The sequence below is a fragment of the Paenibacillus sp. J5 genome, from assembly GCF_054955055.1.
The window spans coordinates 254,704-274,626 of the sequence record NZ_JBUEDD010000005.1 but is presented as its reverse complement, the minus strand read 5'-3'; the positions used below and the strand labels follow the sequence as shown (position 1 = coordinate 274,626).

Below are 19,923 nucleotides of genomic sequence, written 5' to 3'. Positions count from 1 at the left end.
CGCAGGATTGGTGTTTGCGCAATGTTAAACTGATTCTATTTGGGGCTCGATTATTTCCTTCTGCCGATATACAACAAATGAGACGATATTCCCAAGACGGAGGGGTCCTTAGCGAGTTCAATAAGTAAGTTCATCAGACTCTGCGACTCACCTTTTTCTTCCCAAGACTGCCTTTGTTCATTACTTATCAATCCACCAATACTAGAAGAACCAATCAAATCAACTGTTTCAAATCCTTGGCTTTCCATAAAGGGCTTAATATCATTGATGTTGAAGTAATATGCTCCTGTAAATCGTCCCTTATCTACGTGATTAAAAATCCCAGTATCGCGGAACTCTTTTATTGAATCCATTGTGTCATTGGGCTTCCAGTGCTGTGGATATTGCAAGGAAGTTGTTGTCATTCTGATCCTACTTTGAAAAGCAACAAAAATGACGCCTCCCTTTTTTGTAACGCGGAATAACTCTCTTACAGCATTTATCCGTTCTTCTTCCCTTTGCAAATGGTAAAGGGGTCCTAACATCAAGGAAGCATCAAACACCTCATTGGGTAATCCGTCCAAATTTATAGCATTTAATACATGAAAGCCGTTGAAGTGTTCCGTTAAGCCCAATTCGCTTGCCTTCTCCTTAGCCAATTCAACGAGTCTAGGTGTTAAGTCAGAAAGAGTTACATTAAATCCTAGCTTCGCTAACTCCATTGAATATTTCCCGGGTCCTGCCCCATTGTCAAATACATTGCCATTGGGAGGTAAATATTCTTTAATGTAATGCCAGTTAATGATAAACTCTAGCGGTTCCCTGTCCAACCTGCCCCACTCGTCAAAACGGGAATAATAATCAATAACGTTTTCCATCTGATAACACCTGCCTTAATAAATATTGTTTTGTTCAAAAATAAAATAAAAAAACCTATTGCCTACAAAGAGGCGATAGGTTTTCCTTCGCGGTACCACTCTTTTTGATCCGTTTGCTTCCGTAAATAAACGAATCATCTTAAAACCTAATGACGGAGGTTAACCGTTAAGACCTACTGAATTCAGCCTTACCGCTCATGGGTGAGTTGGGGAAGCTATTGACTGTCTCGCACCGAAACGACAGCTCTCTGAACAATAGTAATCCTTAATACTCCCAATCCTTGCGTTTAACTTGTATTGAATTTAACTCAGTATACCTTTTCCAAATAATACCTGTCAATAGGGGCTTAATGTTCAATAAATCTCTGCACGTACAAAACAATGTAACTTTTCTTAATTTTGTTTTAGAAATGATTTCATTTGAACTTGGATTTGAGAAATATACTATTGTAGAACTGAATAACGGTATGTGAAAAATCTAAACCCTGATTGGCTTTGGGGACTGGACTGCCCCCAACTTGAGGCAAATCAAAACACCTTTAAGGCTAACGTACCCAACAAATCTTTTGCATTTCTCCGCCCCATGCGTTACTATCTTTATATCGACAAATTTGCAGGTCTATAATAAGGAGGTTTTAATGCCCATGTGCCCCCGCACCAAAGAACAAAATGAGCTCATACGTATGCAGCGCAGAGAACAGATCCTGGATGTTGCTGCTCGCTCCTACTTTCGCACGGGCGGCAGCTTTGATATTCGCGACGTCGCCCGCGAGGCAGGGCTTGGTTACGGCACAGTATACCATTATTACCCCAACCGGCATTTATTAATAGAAGATGTGTTAGGAAGCGGCTTCGAGCGATGCGAGCAAGTGATCGCAAAATGGACGAACAACAGCGGCAGCTCCCCAGATGACTGGCAGTTGTTGACGTATTGTAAAGAGCTGCTCCGGCTGTGGCAGTCGGACGCCCGCGCATATCTCGTCTACAAAATGGCGGCGGAACATTATGCAGGCTTGCCTGAGAGGGATCGACACCACGCCAAAAGAAAATTTATGGAACGGCTGTATGTTCCATTCCAATTGATCGCTCAGCGCGAAGACGACAGCGTCGACCATATGCTTGCCGTGCTGGTCGGTTGCTGTGGGCTGCACTACTATGCGGGCAATTCCGACCTGGACGTCGATCGCATCGCCCGACTCGCTATGCAAGCTATTACGAAGGAGTCCTGATACGAACATGGTCATCTTAAAAAGCAAGCATGATATTGAATCCATCCGCAAGGCATGCCAAGTGGTGGCTGAATGCCATCGTACAATTGCCCCGCTCATCCAACCGGGCATCACAACGAACGAGATTGAGCGCATATTCGAGGACATTATTTTGAAGCACGGCGCCAAGCCATACCAGAAGGGCTACAAGGGCTATCCTTATGCGACCTGTGCCTCCGTCAACGACGTGATCGCGCATGGCTTCCCTAGCAATAAGCCACTTGAGGAAGGCGATATCGTGACGATCGACACGGTCGCGGAGCTCGACGGCTGGCTCGGCGATTCGGCTTGGAGCTATGCAGTCGGGCAGATCTCGCCGACGGCCGAGAAGTTGATGCGCGTCACGAAGGAATGTCTTGACCTGGGCATCGAGCAGGCGCAGCCCGGCAATCGGCTCGGCGACGTGACGAGCGCGATTCAGCGGCATGCGGAATCACACGGCTTCGGCGTCGTGCGTGACCTTCTCGCCCATGGCATCGGCCGCGACCTGCACGAGGAGCCGACCTATGTGCATGTCGGCAAGCCCGGAAAAGGCCTCCGTATCAAGGAAGGTATGGTGTTCACGATTGAGCCCATGATCACCGAGGGCAGCTACTTCATGACAATCGATGCGGACGGCTGGACCGCAAGGACGATGGACAACAAGCTTGCCGCCCAATACGAGCATACGATCGCCATCACGGCTGAAGGTCCACAAATTCTGACCGCTCAATAGAATAAATAGAGGTCGATCAACGAAATGGTCGACTTCTATTTTGCATCTAGCCTCTTTCTTTAATTCATTACAGGTGATCGTGTAAACGAGATTCAATTCCCATCTTCAAATCGAAGCAGGTTCGGGAACAGCAAGCCCCAAGGTCTTTTATGTGCTTCCTATAACAGATCGCTGAGCGAACTGATATAATGATAGTAACTGGGAACCAGCAACTGGAAAATCATTTAATCCCAAATTAGCCAATTTCCTGAGTTGTGGCCGCGCCTTCTATGCCTCCTTTCACGAACAATATGCTGGCATATTATTATATAATGAACGGAGCTGTTCACATGCCTATCAGTCCTTATAAAAGCGAAGCTGGCAAAGACCTGATCGTTCAGTCCTATCAGAACTTACTGGGGCAATGGCAAGTGCCTGTGCAGGAGGTGGACATTCCATCCCGGTTCGGTGTCACGCATGTCGTGGTTGCCGGAGCAGCGGAGCGCCCGCCGCTCTTGCTATTTCACGGAGTCGGGGACAACTCGGCGTTGATGTGGGTCTATAACATTCAAGCGCTAGCCAGACATTTTTACGTGATTGCGATCGATACGATGGGAGGCCCCGGCAAGAGTGTGCCTAATGAGACGTATAAGAAGAGCTTTGATGCAGCCGTGTGGATTGATGAGATTATGGCATGGTTTAAGCTGGAGGCCGTTCACGTCGCAGGTGTCTCCAATGGCGCCTATCTGGCCTCGTATTATACGATAACGAATCCCGCTAGAGTGAGGAAGATGGTCGGTATGGCAGGAGGGATCAAAACGAATATGCTGCGCATGGCGATGGTGTTTCTGCCCGAAGCGCTGCTGCCCGCATCCGAGAAAACAACGAGAAAGCTGCTAAGAAAGCTCTGTGCGCCGAACACCTCCGCGGTATTTGAAGACAATCCCGAGATCATGACGCATTGGACGTACTTGCTCAAGTATTTTAATAACCGAACGATGATGTACCACAAGTATCGGAGATTTACGAAGGAGGAGCTGTCGATATTGAAGGAAAAAGCTGTATTCCTGATAGGCGAATACGACAAGCTAAGTTACTACCCTTCCGCCATCCAATCCTTGCAGCTTCACCAGATTCCGTATATGATTGTTCCTGATGCAGGTCATGGAATCAATCATGAGCAGTCTGACCGTGTGAATGAACTCATCACTGACTTTCTGGTTCGAGATGTAATCCATTCTGCCAAGTAATCCAAGGCCGCGATCGTGTCCTGGCCTCCATCGCACCCAAGGCTCCGTCGTGCCCAAGGCTCCGCCGCGCTGTGCATGGTTAATGCTGGCACGATGTAATTTGCTATTGAATTCGATATTCTAGATTGTATATGATAATATTGAAGATCCAAGGTGTTAATTAAATCTAGAGTAGGTAGATTATGAGCTTAAATGACAATGTATTTATTAAAATCCGTGAGATGAGAGATAGCTTTACGCCAGTGGAACGCTTGGTCGGGGATTACATCTTAGAAAACACGGAGGAAATTCCGCATCTATCGATTAAGGAGCTGGCTCAGGCAAGTAAGACTAGCGATGCATCGGTCCTTCGGTTCTGCAAGACGATGGGCTACAGCGGCTATCGCAATTTCATTGTGAGTATATCGGCTTCTCTCGGCTCGCGGGATGAGGATGCGAAGGCGCAGTATACGGATATTCAACCAGGCGATGACCTGTCAACCATCATTTCCAATATTTCTCTGAATAATTGCAAGTCTATCGAGGATACGCTCAGTGTCATTGATCGCAAGGAGATCGCACGGGCTGTAGAGCTGCTATGCCATAGCAAGCGAATTGTGTTCTTCGGCATCGGCGCCTCCGGCTTAATCTGTATGGATGGGCAGCAGAAGTTCTCGCGAATTAATAAGATGTGTCATGCCTATACGGATGGACATAGCCAGCTTACAGCAGCCACGTTACTTGCACAAGACGATGTCGCGATCTTCATCTCCAACTCGGGCGCAACGAGCGATATACTGGATGCGCTCGACATTGCCCAGAAGAACAAGGTGAAGTGTATCGCCATTACGAAGTATAACAAGAGCGAGCTTGCAGAGCGGGCAGACATCGTGCTGAGCATCTCCACGCCGGAGATTACCATTCGCAGTGGCGCCATGGGCTCGCGTATTGCAATGCTAACGATCATCGACATCTTGTTTGCCGGCGTTGCCAGCGCGGAATATGACCAAGTCAAAACATACCTCACCAAGACGCACAATATATTGAAGAGGAAGCTGCGCAATTAAGCTTATCACGACGCGCGTTACCCAGGGAGAGCTCTCTTGAGCCTCCCTTATTTTTATATATCCCGCCATTGCAGTGGAGCATTCATCGAGGATCAATGCTTTTTTTGCTGTGTCATCCGATCGAAAATTCGGTAAGGGGAGGCACCGAGCATCTAACCTATTGACTGGCTGGGCACCATAGCAGCATGTAAGCGATTGATGAAATTGCGGGTCATGTCTTGTAAGCGGTTTAAAAATGTGATATAACAGGATGTATAAGAAACTGAAATAAATAATCAGATTTTTAATTTTAATTGAAATTATATTTCAAAAAATATTGACGAATCATGATGGTTGTATTAGTATAAGATTATGAGTTTTGTTAAGTAATCTAACACATAAGATTAACTATGTGTCAGTTTATTACTCTCCACGATACAGCAGTGGAGGATGACCCTATCGCGAGTTAGCAGACACGCCTGGGGAAGAAGGAGGTTAACTAGAAGGAGGATGGCAATGAATGATTACCTGGCGGGATTAACAACAGAGGCTGTGAATCCGGATACGTTAATGATTGATGAATGCACAACGGAGCAGATGGTTCAGCTTATGAATCAACAGGATGCCCTCGTTCCCGCAGCGATCGCGAAGGAAATTCCACAGATTGCAAGGGCGGTGGATATTCTTCACCAGAGGTTGTCTAATGGTGGGAGAATGTTCTATGTAGGAGCGGGGACATCAGGCAGGCTAGGCGTGCTCGATGCGTCCGAGTGTCCTCCGACCTTCGGCACGGACCCCTCCCTGGTGCAAGGCTTCATCGCTGGCGGCGACATCGCGTTGCGCAATGCGGTGGAGGGCTGTGAAGACGATGCGGATGAAGGGATTGCATTAATCGAGAGCATCGGCGTGACGAACCAGGATGTCGTGATCGGAATTTCGGCAAGCGGCAGTGCCAGCTACGTGATTGCAGCTCTGGCGAAGGCCAAGGAGCGGGGGGCGGCTACGATCGGCGTCTGCAATAACAAGGGCTCGAAGTTCGAGCCAATTGTAGATGTATGTATTTCCCCCGTTGTCGGGGCAGAGGTCATCAGCGGCTCGACGCGCCTGAAGGCGGGAACCGCTCAGAAGCTGGTGCTGAATATGCTGACGACCTGCACGATGGTGAAGCTGGGCAAGACGTACAACAACTTGATGGTCGATCTGAAGGCAAGCAATGTGAAGCTGATCGATCGCTCCATCCGTATCATCATGAGCACGACCGATGTAGACGCATCGACCGCTGCGGCTACCCTGGAGAGAGCATCGATGAACTGCAAGTTGGCTATAATGATGCTAAAAACAGGACTGGATGCAAGGGAAGCTGAACAAGCGCTTCACGTAAATAGCGGGCGGTTGAAGCAGGCGATCGCGTCATTGGCTTAGGTAAGAACATACAGACCAAAGGGAGGCTATTATCTTATGAAGAACAAATTCCGTGCAGTCACACTGTTGGTATCCGTCATCATGCTGTTATCTGTATTAACGGCTTGTGGAGGAAATGGAAATGGCGGCTCGACCGATCCGAGTACAGGCGGCTCTGGCAGCAGCAATGGCGGCTCCGAGTTGCAATCGGATACGATCACCGCGCTATTGCCCCCGGTATCGGCCAATTATCAAGCGCGGTTTAAGGACATGGAGAAGGAATTCAATGAAAAGTATCCTCATCTGACGTTGAAGATCGAACCGGCGAGCTGGGAGGATATGACGCAGAAGCTGGATACGCAGGTCAATGCAGGCTCCCCTCCAGACATCGCTTGGGTAGGCTCGACAGCCATCTCCAAATATGCGGCTCTGGATGTGCTGCTGGATCTGAATAAGGTGCTTGCAGACGATGTGAAAGCTGATTATGATGAGGTTGCCATGAAATACTTCCAATTGGGCGACGCTCAATATGGGCTGCCGGCTTACCTGGCGATTCACTCGATCGGCGGCAACAAGCAGTTCCTGGAGGAAGCAGGGATTGACTGGAAGAACGTACAGCAAAATGGTTGGACCTATGATCAATTCCGTGAGGCCATCCAAAAAGGTGTGGTGAAGAACGATAAAGGCGAAACGACTCGTTATGGCTTCGTCTTCGCAACCTCTGGCGTGACATCGAAGGACTATCTTGGTATTATGGCCAAATCTGCCGGCCTGCCAGACTATTTTGACACGAACCTGAAGTTCTCTTACACGAGCAAAAACTTCCTGGGTCTGCTGGAAGCGATCCGTCAAATGATCGATGACGGCTCGATGCCGAAGGAGCTCAGCTCGATCGATGCAGGCAAGCGCTGGAACATGTTCCTGACAGGTCAGACGATGATTACAGGCAAAGGGCTGGCAAGCTTCGAGAACTCGGCGCGTCTGAACAATGAGAAGCTGAAGGCCAATGACGGCTCTGCTGTAGCAGATTCCATCGAAGCGGAGTATATCGCGCTTCCGGTTCCTAGCTTCAACGGCGCCGATTATATCCCGACCTCCGTTGTGGATGGGTATATCGCGCTGCGCGGCAAGAAGGCTCCGTCTGAAGAGCACATTAAAAATATCGGTCTGGCGATCCACTTCCTGTCTTCCGGTTCGATTGCGGCCAACTATAGCAATGAGCTGTTCTTGACGCCAATTACAGAATCCGCTCGTAACTCGGCCGTGCTGGAGCAATACCCGCGCAATGAAGACAATATTAAAGCGGATCAGCTCATGATGTCCAAGGCTGTGCCGGCTCGTACCGACATTCCGACCGATCTGGCGGCTGCTGCCCTGAAGATCGAGACCGAAGTCATCGTGCCGAAGCTGCAAGCGCTGCTTGCTAATGAAATTACGCCACAACAAATGTATGATGCAGTGAAGGCCGCTGCAATCAAGTCCTTTGGCGAGGATGGCATTGTCGTTGACTAGGGCGTAGTTAGAAGATACACCCTAGGCGGTTATAGACTGACAAGTGAAAGCTGTGCGTAGCCAGTACGTACAGCTTTCCTTCTAGTCTGGCCCGCCTTAGTGCAAGTTACTGCTTGAAGAAGAGAGGTGCGACCCAATGAGCCAGCATGTGGCGAAAAGAAAAAGGCTAAAACTTGAAAGTGACTCAGGTTGGGGATATGCGTTCATCGCAATAGCACTCATTGCGTTTTCGTTGTTCACCGCCTATCCGGTCATCAATGCGTTTATCATCAGCTTGCAGGAATATCGTCCATTAGGCTCCACATTTATCGGACTGGAGAACTTCACGAACTCCTTCACGGATGATCTGTTCTGGAAGGCGCTGAAAAATACGCTCGTCTACACGATATTGAGCGTTCCTGTTAACATCTTGCTATCCTTCGTCATCGCGATCTTGATTATTCCATTCAAGAAGCGGACGCAGACGATCTTTAAAGCGATCTACTACTTGCCGGCTGTGGCATCGGGCGTAGCGCTTGCTGTCGTATGGCTGTGGATCTTCGATCCGCTCAAATCAGGCATTGCCAACCAGGTCGTAGGCTTCTTTGGCATTTCCAATCAGAACTGGCTAGGCTCCAGTGCGACTGCCATGTTCTCGCTCGTGCTCATGTCCTGGCTATCCAGCCACGGTACGGCCATTATTATCTATCTGGCTGCATTGCTCGGGATTGATAACAGCTATTATGAGGCTGCTGAAATTGACGGTGCGACCTTCCTGCAGAAGCTGTGGTACATCGTCGTTCCATTCTTGAAGCCAACCACCCTATTCCTGCTTGTGACAGGCATCATCGGTTCCTTCCAGGTATTCCAGAACGCGTATCTGATGACGGGCGGTGGGCCGGATCATGCGACAACGATGGTAGGCTTGTTGATCTTCAACAATGCGTTTACCTATTTTGAATTTGGTCAGGCGGCAGCGCAATCGCTCATTTTGGCGACCATTATCGCATGTATTTCATTCCTCCAATTTAAGTTTTTGGGCAACGATGTAGAATACTAGGAAGGGGGCAGGATACGGTGGGCTTGTATAACAATAGCTTGAGAAGCAGAGGGTATCTGTTCGGCCGTAATGGTATTATCATTACGTGTCTGATCGTGTTTGCGATCGCAACGATATTCCCGATTTACTTTATGGTCATCTCCTCATTCGGCGATCCGGTGGAAGCCGGCGCGATGAGCTATTCGATTTTTCCGTCGAAGATTTCATTTGAATCCTACAAATTTTTCTTTAACTTTAGCCCGCATTCATGGGACTGGCTATTGAATTCCTTTATTGTAGCGGCGTGCATTACCGTATCGAATGTCATCTTCGCTACGCTCGCAGGCTATGCTTTCTCCAAGATGAAGTTCAAAGGGAGAAACGTTCTGTTCGCGATCCTGCTGGGCTCGATGATGATTCCTGGTCAAGTGACGCAGGTTCCGCTCTATATATTGATCGTGAATATTTTTGAATTGCAAAATACGTATACGGCACTTATTATGCCGAGCATCGTCACAGTGTACAACATTTTCCTGGTGAAGCAGTTCATGTCCTCGATTCCGGGCGAGATTATTGAAGCTGCCAAGATCGAAGGCTGCTCCCAGCCTAAGATCTTCTGGCATATCATTATGCCGCTCTCGAAGACGGTTATGGCTGTGCTGGCGATCCTGACGTTCATGGCGGCGTGGAATGATTTCTTCTGGCCGTTTCTGGTGACCAACACAATGGAGATGCAGACGATCCAGGTCGGTCTGAAAAACTTCCGCTTCGCCAATACCACGTACTTTGCGCCGATGATGGCAGGCGCCACCATCTCGGCTGTACCGATGTTCGTCCTGTTCTTCAGCTTGCAGAGATACTTCCTTGAAGGGGTAACTGTTGGAGCGGTGAAGGGATGATGGACAACCAACGAACATCCGATGCTGTCTATCTTATAGGCCTGATGTCGGGCACCTCGGTCGACGGCATCGATGCCGCGGTCATTCGGTATGCTCCAGCGCCGGAGCATGGGGAGGGGGCAGAGCTTGCCCTGGTGGCGTTCGAGAACACCCCCTTCCCGGCAGAGGTGCGCACGATGATCCTGGAGCTGTGTCATCCGGCGAATGCGACGATCGATAGAGTAGGGGCCATGAATATGTGGCTTGGCGAGCTGTATGCCCAAGCGACATTATCCGTACTGGCGCAATCCGGGCTGGAGCCATCCCAGATCTATGCGATCGGGTCGCATGGTCAGACGATCTATCATGCCCCGGAAGAGAAGCGGATGGGAGATTACAACCTCCATTGTACCGTCCAGATTGGCGAGGGTGCCGTGATCGCGAATCGCACCGGAATCCCGTGTGTATCTGACTTCCGCGTCGCAGATATGGCGATGGGCGGGCAGGGAGCGCCGCTGGTGCCGTTTACGGAATATGTACTGTATGCCAGTCAGGAGAAGACGCTGCTGATGCAAAATATCGGCGGCATCGGCAATGTGACCGTCCTGCCTGCTGGCGGCTCGTTAGATCAAGTATTTGCCTTGGATACGGGGCCCGGAAATATGATCATCGATGAGCTCGTCTCGCAGCTCTATCCGCCGATGACGATGGATATCGGCGGCGAGATCGCCGCGACCGGCCAAGTGATCGACGAGCTGTTGAATTGGATGCAGCAAGATGACTATTATTCGCTGCCTCTGCCCAAGTCGACAGGCAGGGAGCGGTTCGGACAGCACTATGTGGCCCAGATGATCAAGGCCATGGAAGAGCATCACTGGAAGCCAGAGGACGTGATTGCAACAGCGACACGCTTAACGGCATGGAGCATCGTCGATAGCTATGAACGGTATATCGCGCCGCATCATCCAGCCCAGCAACTCGTTGTCGGGGGTGGCGGCAGCTATAACCACACCTTATTGCGTGAGCTGCGGAGGCTGTTTGCCCCGCATCAGGTTGAGGTGCTGACGCAGGAGGATATTGGCGGTCATAGCGATGCCAAGGAAGCGATAGCGTTTGCTATGTTAGCGTATTATGCGATGGAGCGGCAGCCGAACAATGTTCCGCGAGTGACCGGAGCATCACAGCCCGTCGTCATGGGGAAAATCTCATGGCCCTATCCGAGGCGTTAGGAGGCTTCACGAATGGAGATACGACCGTTCTCGATGGAGGATGTACCTGCTGTCGTCGCGCTCTGGAACCGGGAGGCGACCCGCTATGACTATCGGCCGCTGACAGAGCAGGAATTCGTAGCGACGTTCATCCAGCATCGTTACTTCGATGAGCGTTGCCTATGGGTAGGCTGCACGGAGCATGGCTTGGTCGGGTTTGCGGCGGGCGTCACCGGCGATGAACTTCCGCTTGGAGAGGTCGCAGGCTATATAACGACCGTCATCATCGATGCAGATGCCGCCTCTCCTGCACGCTACGATGCGTTCCTGACAAGCCTGGAGCAACGGTTCCGCGAGCTTGGAAAGACACAGGCGGAGGTGCTGTTCTTCAACCCGGTCAAGCTCAGATGGCGCATTCCAGGCGCGCCGCAGCATGAGCATAATAACGCTCCGGGCATCTGCAAGGAGCTGCCGCTGTATGATGCGTTGCTCGCCAGAGGCTACGTGGATCGGGCCACGCAATGCGGCATGTACCTCAGACTCGGAAGCTTTATTATTCCTGAGGCTTTATTAAGCAAGGAAGCTCGCGCGCATCAACAAGGCTACGCCGTGACGACCTATGCTCCTGAACGGCACACTGGGCTGGAAGCTACACTGGCTGCACTGCATAATCCGCAGTGGGAGCGGGAGGTTGCCGTCCACGTGAAGGCGGGCGCACCGCTAGTCGTTGCGGTATATGGCAATGAGGTGGTCGGGTTTGCAGGGCCGATCATCGTCGAAGCAGACGGCCGAGCGTTTTTTTGCGGTATCGGCGTGCACCCGGAGCATGAGGGGCAGGGGCTGGGCAGCGTATTATTTTTTCGCATGGTCGAGGCCTTTCAAGCGGCGGACGCTCACTATATCACCCTGTTTACGGGCAGTACTAATCCGGCGCTGCGCATCTATCAGCAGGCGGGCTTTACGATCGAGAAGCAATTTTCTATCTTGCGGAGGGAGCTGTAGAGATGGACAGAGCATTAACGATATTGGCCATTGGCGCACATGTGGGTGATGTGGAGCTGGCATCCGGCGGCGTATTGGCCAGCCATAGCTTGAAGGGTGATCGCATAGCGACATTGGCCTTGACCGCAGGGGAGCGAGGCGTGCCGGCGGGACAGGATATGCAGCAGTACCGTCAGCAGAAGGTGCAGGAGGCGGAGCTGTTTGCCCGGATGCTGGGCGGCGAAGCTATCGTATTGGACTATTGCGACGGGGAGCTGCCTGATGATGACCAGGTTCGCTTGCAGGTATGTGATGTCATACGTCGCGTGAAGCCTGATGTGATCATTACCCATTGGAAGAACAGTATGCATAAGGATCATGCGCTCACGCATCATATCGTGAATGATGCCCGTTATTACGCAGCGCTGCCCTCCTTCGAGCGGGAGCTGCCGGCACATTTTGCAGCGAGGCTGTATTACTCCGAGAATTGGGAGGACGCCGTTGATTATGTGCCGTATGTGTACATCGATTTCGATCAGGCGGCGTATGATCTATGGATCGAGGCGTTAAGCAAACATTGGTTCGTTACACATAGCACATCGTTCAACTATATGGATTACTATAAAGCCTTGGCGGTTGTCCGTGGCTGCGAAGCCAGAAAAACGTATGCGGAAGCCTTCATGGTGCCTGCCGAAGCGATGAAGGTCAGACAATCCAGCCTGTGGTAATAGCAAGATAGGCAGAGCAAAATAGTCAGAGCAAGAGAGTCAGCAAGGAGGCAGCTCTTATGGTGCTGAATGGAATCGATTCGATTACGAAGTATCGTCATTTGTTTGCAGGCAAGCGACTGGGACTCATTACCGCGCCGACAGGACTGACCCGAGATTTTGAATCCACCATCACGGTCTTGCATGAGTACTTCCATCTGACGGCGCTGTTCTCGCCGGAGCATGGTGTTCGCGGAGATCTGGATGCAGGCGCCCTAGTGGACACCTATACCGACCCGTATACGAATGTTCCGGTCTACAGTCTATACCGTAAGGACTCCAAACGTCTCACACCGGAGATGCTGGAGGAAGTCGACCTGGTCGTATACGACATTCAGGATGTAGGCGTGCGGTATTACACCTTTATCTATACAATGCTGTATGCGCTGGAGGATTGTGCGAGGGCGGGCGTTGAGTTTGTGGTGCTCGATCGCGTCAATCCGCTCAATGGGGTAACGGTGGAGGGGAATGTGCTGAAGCCGGGCTTCAAGTCATTTGTCGGCAACTACGAGCTGGCTGTTCGCTACGGCATGACTGCGGGTGAAGTGGCTACGATGGCTAATGATCAGATGCAGTGGAAGGCAGCGCTGCATATCATCCCTCTGGAGGGCTGGGAGAGGCGGATGTCCTTCCCGGATACAGGCTTGACCTGGGTACATCCATCGCTTGGCATGCCGCGTTATGAAACCGCGTTGCTCTATACCGGGACCTGCCTGTTCGAGGGAACCAACTGCTCCGAAGGTCGGGGCACGACGTTCCCGTTCGAGATGATTGGCGCGCCGTTCATTTCGGCGCAGCAGTTGGCGGACGAGATGAATGCGAAGGGACTGCCGGGCATCCGCTTTCGTCCGGTGCACTTCAAGCCAACCTCCTCCAAGCATGCTGGGGAGCTATGCGGCGGCGTGCAGCTATATATAACCGACCTCCAGGCGTTGAAGCCGCTGGATGTCGGCGTGACCTTGCTATTTACAATCAGAGATTTATATGCGTCCTTTGCCTTCCTGCCTCCCTTGAAGGAGGGCTCGCGGCCATTTATCGACCTGCTGGGCGGTGACAGCCTATACCGTGATGCAACGGTGCAAGCAGATCAACTGCTGGAGCAGTTTGCCGAGGAGAGCAGGCAATTTGCACAAGAGAAGCAGCGCTATCATATATATCGTTAGGCGAAGGAGGATGAGCCAGTGATGAAAACCATCGAACAGATGAGCTTGCGCGAGAAGATCGGGCAAATGTTCGTGACGGGCTTCCCGTCCACCTCCATCTCTCCTGAGATGAAGGAGGTCATCGCCGATTACAAGGTCGGCAATATGATCTTGTTTTCCCATAATATCGTCAGCAAGGTTCAATTAGGCGAGCTGGTGGCCGAGCTGCAGCAATGGTTCGTGGAGCATACAGGCATTCCGGGCTTTATTACGATCGACCAGGAGGGCGGCCGGGTTACCCGTATGCCCAAGGACGCGACGAATGTGGCTGGCGCGATGGCGATTGCTTCGTCGGGACGCCCGGAGAATGCATACGCCGCGGGCCGCATAACAGCCAGAGAATTGAAGGCATTAGGCATTAATTTTAACCTTGCGCCGGTGATGGACATCAACAATAATGCATTGAACCCTGTCATTAATGTGCGTTCCTACGGGGATACGGCCGAGAAGGTGGCGGAGTATGGCATTCCGATGATGAAGGGGCTGCTGGATGGCGGCGTCCTGTCCTCGCTGAAGCATTTTCCAGGTCATGGCGACACGAATGTCGATTCCCATATCGGCTTGCCTACGATTGACAAGACGCTGGAGGAGCTGGAGGCGCTAGAGCTGGTGCCGTTCAAGGCCGCGATCGAGCAAGGGGCTCCGGCGATTATGAGCGCGCACATCTTATTCCCGCAGCTTGAAAGCTCCGGTGTGCCGGGCACGATGTCGCATACGATCATTACAGAGCTATTGAAGAAGAAGCTCGGATACACGGGGCTCGTTATTTCCGATTGCCTGGAGATGGATGCCATCAAGCGATATTATGGAACGGCGAAGGGAGCGCTGGCAGCGGTGAAGGCGGGCATTGACCTGGTCTTCATCAGCCATACGCCGCAGACGGTGAAGGAAGCGATCCACCTCATCGAGGAAGCCGTAGCCGTGGGTGAACTGGAGGAAGCGGTCATCGATACAGCCGTTGCCAAAATTTTAGCCTACAAAGCCCAGTATGCCGGAACCAAGGCGGCAGATTACGAGATCGTGGGCTGTGACGTGCATCGCCGGGCCAATGAGCTGATGCGTACCGAGACGATCTGCTGTGTCAAGGGCGAGCTTCAGCCGATAGCAGCAGGTGACGAGCGGGTATTATTTATCGGCTCCCATGCCTACCGTACCGATCTGGCCTCCAGCAGTGTGAACCAGGAGTTGAGCTTCGCGCGCTATATGGGCGAGCAGTTCCATGCAGCATACGAGATCATCGACATTGATCCTGATGAGGAGCAGATTCATGCGGCACTGCAACGGGCTCAAGCCTGCAGGCAGGTGGTCATCGGCTTATTCAATGCTCGGGAGAATCAAGGCCAGTTGGAGCTTGCGCGGAGACTGCTGGCAGCGGGCTGTCATGTAACCGCGATTGCTCTCGGCAGACCGTATGATCTCGCCTTGATCGAGGGTGAGTTCTGCGGATTGGCGGCCTTTGAATATTCGCCAGATGCCTTCCGTTCTCTCGTTCCGATTCTGAATGGGGAGCTTGCGCCTACCGCCAACCTTACAATTCAGCTATAGGGGGACAAAGGTTATGACCTATATTGTTGGCATTGACGGCGGTGGCACCAAGACGGCGGTCACCATTGCCCATGAGAGGGAGCAGGAGGGAACGCTATGCTCCTTTACTGTCGGGCCGATGAACTATAACGGCGGCGATGCTCAGGCTATCGCGGCCGCCTTCGGGGACATGTTTCACCAGTTGAAGCATCACTGCGGCGATCTGGGCGAAGTGGCGCATCTATGCATCGGAGCGGCGGGAGTGAGTAATCCCGTGGTCGGGCAGTTATTGGAGGAGCAGGTGAGAGGTCAGGGGTACAGGGGACCCCTGACGATTACCGGCGACCAGGAAACAGCGTTGTATGGCGCGCAGAATGCGCTGCAAGGCATCATCCTGATTGCCGGTACCGGCTCGATCTGCTTCGGGGTGAATGAACAAGGGAGGCAGCATCGTACCGGCGGGTTCGGCCATCTGATCGATGACGAAGGCAGCGGCTACTACATCGGTCGTGAGCTGCTGTCGATATTAGTTCAGGCAGAGGACGGAAGACTCACCGATACGATCCTTCCTGCATTAGTCTATGAGCAACTGGGGCTGAGCAGCGTACAAGAGGTGATCGGCTTCGTCTACGATCCCCGTACAACGAAGAAGGACATTGCGAAGCTGGCACCGATCATGACCGCCGCCTGCCAGAGCGGAGATGTGCAGGCGCTGGCGCTGGCGGAGCGCTGTGCAGCCAGCCTGTTCAAGCTGGTCGTGCCTGTGATGGAGCGGCTGGAGCTTTACAATCATCCGATTGCAATTGCTGGCAGCGTGCTGCAGCAATCGAGTGTTGTACAGGCTGCTCTGGAGCGGATGCTTGCGAATATCTATCCGCAGAGCAAGCTCATCCTGCCGATCAAGGATGCCGCCTATGGAGCGGTTCTGCTGGGCCGCTCCAAGCTGAATAACGCTTCATCATGAAGTAGGCTGGGGAAGAAATGGGGCGGTCTGTAACGGCAAGCCTCTCCGCATAGCTAACTATACAAGCAACCCCAAGAATGCAGTAGAGCTGCCATTCTTGGGGTTTTGCTGTGCTTACATTTACGTTGAATCGGGCTTCCTTCCTGGGCGTCTCTCCCCGCCTATTCGCCCCATGCTGCGTTGCCTTGTCTTGACGTACCCCCGGTACGCAGACACGCCCTAGAATTTGTCCGTCAAATAAAACACCGCTTGCTGCCTCGGGAATAGTGCCCGCAACAGATCGGCATGCTCCACACCTTCCTCTGTCGCGTCTGCTGCGTCATAACCGAAGATCAGATACGTGATCAGGCTGCGTTCATCGACAGTGATCGGCATATATCTCGAAGCATCGGAAGCCGGAGAAGGCGTGCGGGATACAGTGAGCTGCCGCTGCTTATAATCCAGATAGATGTGCTCTGCTTCGCACCGAAGCGCAAGGTGCAGCTCTTGCTCTGCCAGCAGGTCGTGGCTGTGCAGACGATGCTCCAGCTCAGGCTGAAGCTTGCAGAAGGTCGAGTAGAGGTTGATCATCTTCCACATTGCCATATGGATGGCTAGAGTCTGCCCCTGATGCTGGGTATAATAGGCGCGCAATCGATGATCCTCCGGCAGCATCGCTGCGATCTGCTTGGCGTGCGGGCGCAGCTTGCATAAGGCGTGGAATAACGGGATGACATCATCCTCGGCATCCTTGACATACAGAAGCTCGTTAATGAATACCTGCTCGGTATCCTTGTTCTCGATGAGGCCATACGCGACAATGGCATCCCCGCGGCGAAGCAGCAGGCAATCCGCCTTCTTCCACTCGGGCCAGCTCATGAGGTCTTGCCAATACGTCTCATCACGGACGACCGTATAGGTGCGATGCTGATTATATTGCTCATAGATGAGACGAATCGCATCCAGGTAACGAGGCTCGAAGGGAATGATGTCATAATCGTCATGCTGCTCACAGGTGGTGATGGGCTTGTCTACAACATATGCCGTCTCGGGGATGAGTCTCCAGCCCGCCTTCTCATAGAAGGCATGCTTGCTCGCCAGCAGGATGCTCATATCATAATCGGCCTCGTTCATGTAGGCGGTCTGTGCATGTAGGATGCGGTGCGCCAGACCCATGCCGCGATAATTCGGATCGGTGCCGACGCTGCCGATGGCGCCGCTCTTCAGCACCGCTTGACCGACCCGGATGGAGAGCGGGAAGATCTGCACGGTGGAAGCGATCGCATCATCCACCATCGCAAACCAGGTGGTAGCCGGATCATAGGCGCGGTCTTGATCCAATCGTTCCTGGAAGAAGGCTCGGCCTACGGCAAAGCATCGATCCAGCAAATTATAGATTTGTTCGAGCTGTTCGGCAGTGGGCCGGTTCGTTACGAGGATACGGGGTTCTGCTGACGTCGTCATCTCTGTATGTCCTCCTGCGTCACAATGCAAGGGCATTGCTCCTGAAATTTATTTTCTTAATACTATATTAGTATTGAAATAAAAAATCGTCAATGAAGGAGCAGCCGCTTGCAGCATCGCAGAGGTGGAGGTTAGCTGGATTGAGCGGGTAATGTGATTCGAATCGATGTGCCATAACCGGGTTCGCTGTCGGTCGTTACGCCATAGCGTTGCCCGAATAACAGTTGTATACGTCCATGAACGTTGCTGATGCCGATGCCGGAGGGGCTATTCCGCTTGCGTTCTCGCCGCGGCTCTTGCTGGACGATAGGCGCTGCTAGGTCGGTTCTGCGTCCTGGCTCAGCAGGCATGCCGATGCCATCATCCATAATTTCAATCACGAGCTCTTCATCACGTCTTCGAGCGTAAATATAGATGTTGCCGCTGCGGTTGCCAGGGAACGCATGAAAGAAGGCATTCTCTACAAAGGGCTGCAGCGTCAGCTTCGGCACGAGCAATGGCAGACAGTCCTCCGCAATTTCATAATGCACTTGAATCTGATCTCCATAGCGAATCTGGTTAATGAATACATAATGCTTCAAGGTTTCGATCTCGGATGCCATGGTCACCATATCCTCCGTGCGGCCTAGCGTGCTCTGAAGCATCGAGATCAAGCTATGGATCGTCCGATCAACATCATCGGTGCGATGCATCTTCGCCAAATATTTAATCGAACTGAGCGTGTTATATAGAAAGTGCGGATGAATCTGCATCTGCAGCGCGTTCAGATCGGCCTTGCGCCGTTCCTGCTGCTCGTACAGCACCTTATCATTATATTGATCGATTTCCTTGATCATCCGGTTATATGCCTTGGTCAGCACATTCGTCTCGTAGCTGCCGCCCTCCTGAAGCGGATGCAGCAGCAGATTATCCCCCTTGGATGTCTGCATCGTCTGAACGAGCTTGTTAAGCGGACGTGTGATGCGGCGGCTGATGAAATAGACGAACAGCATGCTGACGATGAGCATGAGGATGACGGCCTTCGCAATCTGCCAGGAGATCGAATAAAGCGGGGCGAACGCTGCCCGCTGATCGATTTCCTCCAGAAGATAGGCATTGAATTCCGGGAGCCAGTAGGAAATATAGGTCATTTTATCCTCTGTGAACGAGACGCCGCCTTGCAGCGGCGCGGCCTGGGAGGCGATGGACAGCAGCTCCGGCCTGCTCGTGCTGATGGAGGCTTTGTCGCTGCTGGATAAGATCGTACCGTCCGCTGCGATGAAGGAGATATGAATGCCCTCCGACACATACGGACTGTATTTCCCGGCAATATTGAGCTCATCCATAACGACGGCGGCATAGCCGTACATCCAGCCTGTGCCGCTCTCCACGAGCGGCTTGGTGGCGAATATATAATTGTCGTAAGGAACCGTCTCGGCAAATAGGTTAGGACTGCTGTAATAACGAATCCGATTCGGAATTTCTCCATTTTCGGTCATGTAGTCCGTGACGATGTCCTGCGGAATTTTGTCCCATTTGAGCGCGTTGCTCGAATAGTGGCGTCCACCCTCGCCAGGCATGCCAGAGACGATGATATGGGAGTTCTCCGGGCTGAAATACTCCTTATACGTGTCGATGTAACGGCCAAGCGACATTACCAGATTCAAGTGCTGGAGCGTCGTATGGGTCGGCTTGGTAATATAGTTTTTGAAGTCGGTGCTGCTGTTGATCTTGAGCATCGTATTGACGACCTGATCATTGTATTGCAGCAGGTCGTCCTTGGCGAGCCTCATATTCGCTGATGCATTCTGCACGACCTGGTCGAGCAGGATACGCTCGGCAATCGAGGAGGCCGCAACGATCAGCAGCAGGGAGATGGCCAGCAGCCCCGACAAGGTTAAGAACAGGATTTTAATGAAGATACTATTTTTGCGAAGCATGCAGTAGCCGTC

The 19,923-nt window shown here is 52.0% G+C and carries 17 protein-coding genes and 1 other annotated feature; of the genes, 14 read left to right on the top strand and 3 right to left on the bottom strand.

From position 1 onward, the window contains the following. Nucleotides 1–50: 50 nt before the first annotated feature. The gene (locus ACY1JZ_RS11315) at nt 51–857 is read right to left on the bottom strand and encodes a class I SAM-dependent methyltransferase (RefSeq protein WP_462629230.1); all 807 of its coding nucleotides are present in this window, start codon (nt 855–857) and stop codon (nt 51–53) included. A gap of 65 nt (nt 858–922) precedes the next feature. After that, nucleotides 923–1,148, bottom strand: a binding site (T-box leader). Between the two features lie 392 nt (nt 1,149–1,540). Here ACY1JZ_RS11315 and ACY1JZ_RS11310 point away from each other — a divergent pair. The 14 genes from ACY1JZ_RS11310 to ACY1JZ_RS11245 all read left to right on the top strand — a co-directional run bounded on the left by ACY1JZ_RS11310 (nt 1,541) and on the right by ACY1JZ_RS11245 (nt 16,549). Next, nucleotides 1,541–2,086 carry a TetR/AcrR family transcriptional regulator gene (locus tag ACY1JZ_RS11310; protein WP_462629229.1) on the top strand — a complete coding sequence of 182 codons (546 nt, stop codon included), beginning with the start codon at nt 1,541–1,543 and terminating at the stop codon, nt 2,084–2,086. A gap of 7 nt (nt 2,087–2,093) precedes the next feature. Beyond that, the gene (gene map / locus ACY1JZ_RS11305) at nt 2,094–2,840 is read left to right on the top strand and encodes a type I methionyl aminopeptidase (RefSeq protein WP_462629228.1); all 747 of its coding nucleotides are present in this window, start codon (nt 2,094–2,096) and stop codon (nt 2,838–2,840) included. A gap of 329 nt (nt 2,841–3,169) precedes the next feature. Next, nucleotides 3,170–4,069 (top strand): alpha/beta fold hydrolase, encoded by a 900-nt coding sequence (locus ACY1JZ_RS11300; RefSeq protein ID WP_462629227.1) that lies wholly within the window; start codon nt 3,170–3,172, stop codon nt 4,067–4,069. Between the two features lie 182 nt (nt 4,070–4,251). Then, a complete protein-coding gene (locus ACY1JZ_RS11295) occupies nt 4,252–5,115 on the top strand; it encodes a MurR/RpiR family transcriptional regulator (protein ID WP_270164486.1) in 864 nt (287 codons plus the stop codon). Between the two features lie 495 nt (nt 5,116–5,610). After that, a complete protein-coding gene (murQ, locus tag ACY1JZ_RS11290; protein ID WP_462629225.1) occupies nt 5,611–6,516 on the top strand; it encodes an N-acetylmuramic acid 6-phosphate etherase in 906 nt (301 codons plus the stop codon). A 36-nt stretch (nt 6,517–6,552) separates the two neighbouring features. Beyond that, nucleotides 6,553–8,007: an ABC transporter substrate-binding protein gene (locus tag ACY1JZ_RS11285; RefSeq protein ID WP_462629224.1), complete on the top strand. Its 1,455-nt coding sequence runs from the start codon at nt 6,553–6,555 to the stop codon at nt 8,005–8,007. Between the two features lie 136 nt (nt 8,008–8,143). Continuing rightward, nucleotides 8,144–9,046 carry a carbohydrate ABC transporter permease gene (locus tag ACY1JZ_RS11280; RefSeq protein WP_270164483.1) on the top strand — a complete coding sequence of 301 codons (903 nt, stop codon included), beginning with the start codon at nt 8,144–8,146 and terminating at the stop codon, nt 9,044–9,046. Between the two features lie 17 nt (nt 9,047–9,063). Next, nucleotides 9,064–9,924, top strand: a complete 861-nt coding sequence (locus tag ACY1JZ_RS11275) for a carbohydrate ABC transporter permease (protein ID WP_270164482.1) — start codon at nt 9,064–9,066, stop codon at nt 9,922–9,924. After that, nucleotides 9,921–11,132 (top strand): anhydro-N-acetylmuramic acid kinase, encoded by a 1,212-nt coding sequence (locus ACY1JZ_RS11270; protein ID WP_462629222.1) that lies wholly within the window; start codon nt 9,921–9,923, stop codon nt 11,130–11,132. Before ACY1JZ_RS11275 ends, ACY1JZ_RS11270 begins: the two co-directional genes overlap by 4 nt. A gap of 12 nt (nt 11,133–11,144) precedes the next feature. Next, a complete protein-coding gene (locus tag ACY1JZ_RS11265) occupies nt 11,145–12,113 on the top strand; it encodes a GNAT family N-acetyltransferase (protein ID WP_462629221.1) in 969 nt (322 codons plus the stop codon). 2 nt (nt 12,114–12,115) lie between these two features. Then, the gene (locus ACY1JZ_RS11260; protein WP_270164479.1) at nt 12,116–12,820 is read left to right on the top strand and encodes a PIG-L deacetylase family protein; all 705 of its coding nucleotides are present in this window, start codon (nt 12,116–12,118) and stop codon (nt 12,818–12,820) included. 59 nt (nt 12,821–12,879) lie between these two features. Then, on the top strand, nt 12,880–14,022 hold the full coding sequence (locus ACY1JZ_RS11255; RefSeq protein WP_462629220.1) for an exo-beta-N-acetylmuramidase NamZ family protein: 1,143 nt from the start codon (nt 12,880–12,882) through the stop codon (nt 14,020–14,022). Nucleotides 14,023–14,043: 21 nt separating this feature from the next. Then, nucleotides 14,044–15,606 (top strand): glycoside hydrolase family 3 protein, encoded by a 1,563-nt coding sequence (locus ACY1JZ_RS11250; RefSeq protein WP_462629399.1) that lies wholly within the window; start codon nt 14,044–14,046, stop codon nt 15,604–15,606. A 13-nt stretch (nt 15,607–15,619) separates the two neighbouring features. Then, the gene (locus tag ACY1JZ_RS11245) at nt 15,620–16,549 is read left to right on the top strand and encodes an N-acetylglucosamine kinase (RefSeq protein WP_462629218.1); all 930 of its coding nucleotides are present in this window, start codon (nt 15,620–15,622) and stop codon (nt 16,547–16,549) included. Between the two features lie 219 nt (nt 16,550–16,768). Here the strand turns inward: ACY1JZ_RS11245 and ACY1JZ_RS11240 are convergent, their stop codons facing one another. Both ACY1JZ_RS11240 and ACY1JZ_RS11235 read right to left on the bottom strand, forming a co-directional pair. Then, nucleotides 16,769–17,992, bottom strand: coding sequence for a GNAT family N-acetyltransferase (locus ACY1JZ_RS11240; protein ID WP_462629217.1), 1,224 nt, complete (start codon nt 17,990–17,992; stop codon nt 16,769–16,771). 131 nt (nt 17,993–18,123) lie between these two features. Next, nucleotides 18,124–19,911 (bottom strand): sensor histidine kinase, encoded by a 1,788-nt coding sequence (locus tag ACY1JZ_RS11235; protein WP_270164475.1) that lies wholly within the window; start codon nt 19,909–19,911, stop codon nt 18,124–18,126. Between the last annotated feature and the right edge of the window lie 12 nt (nt 19,912–19,923).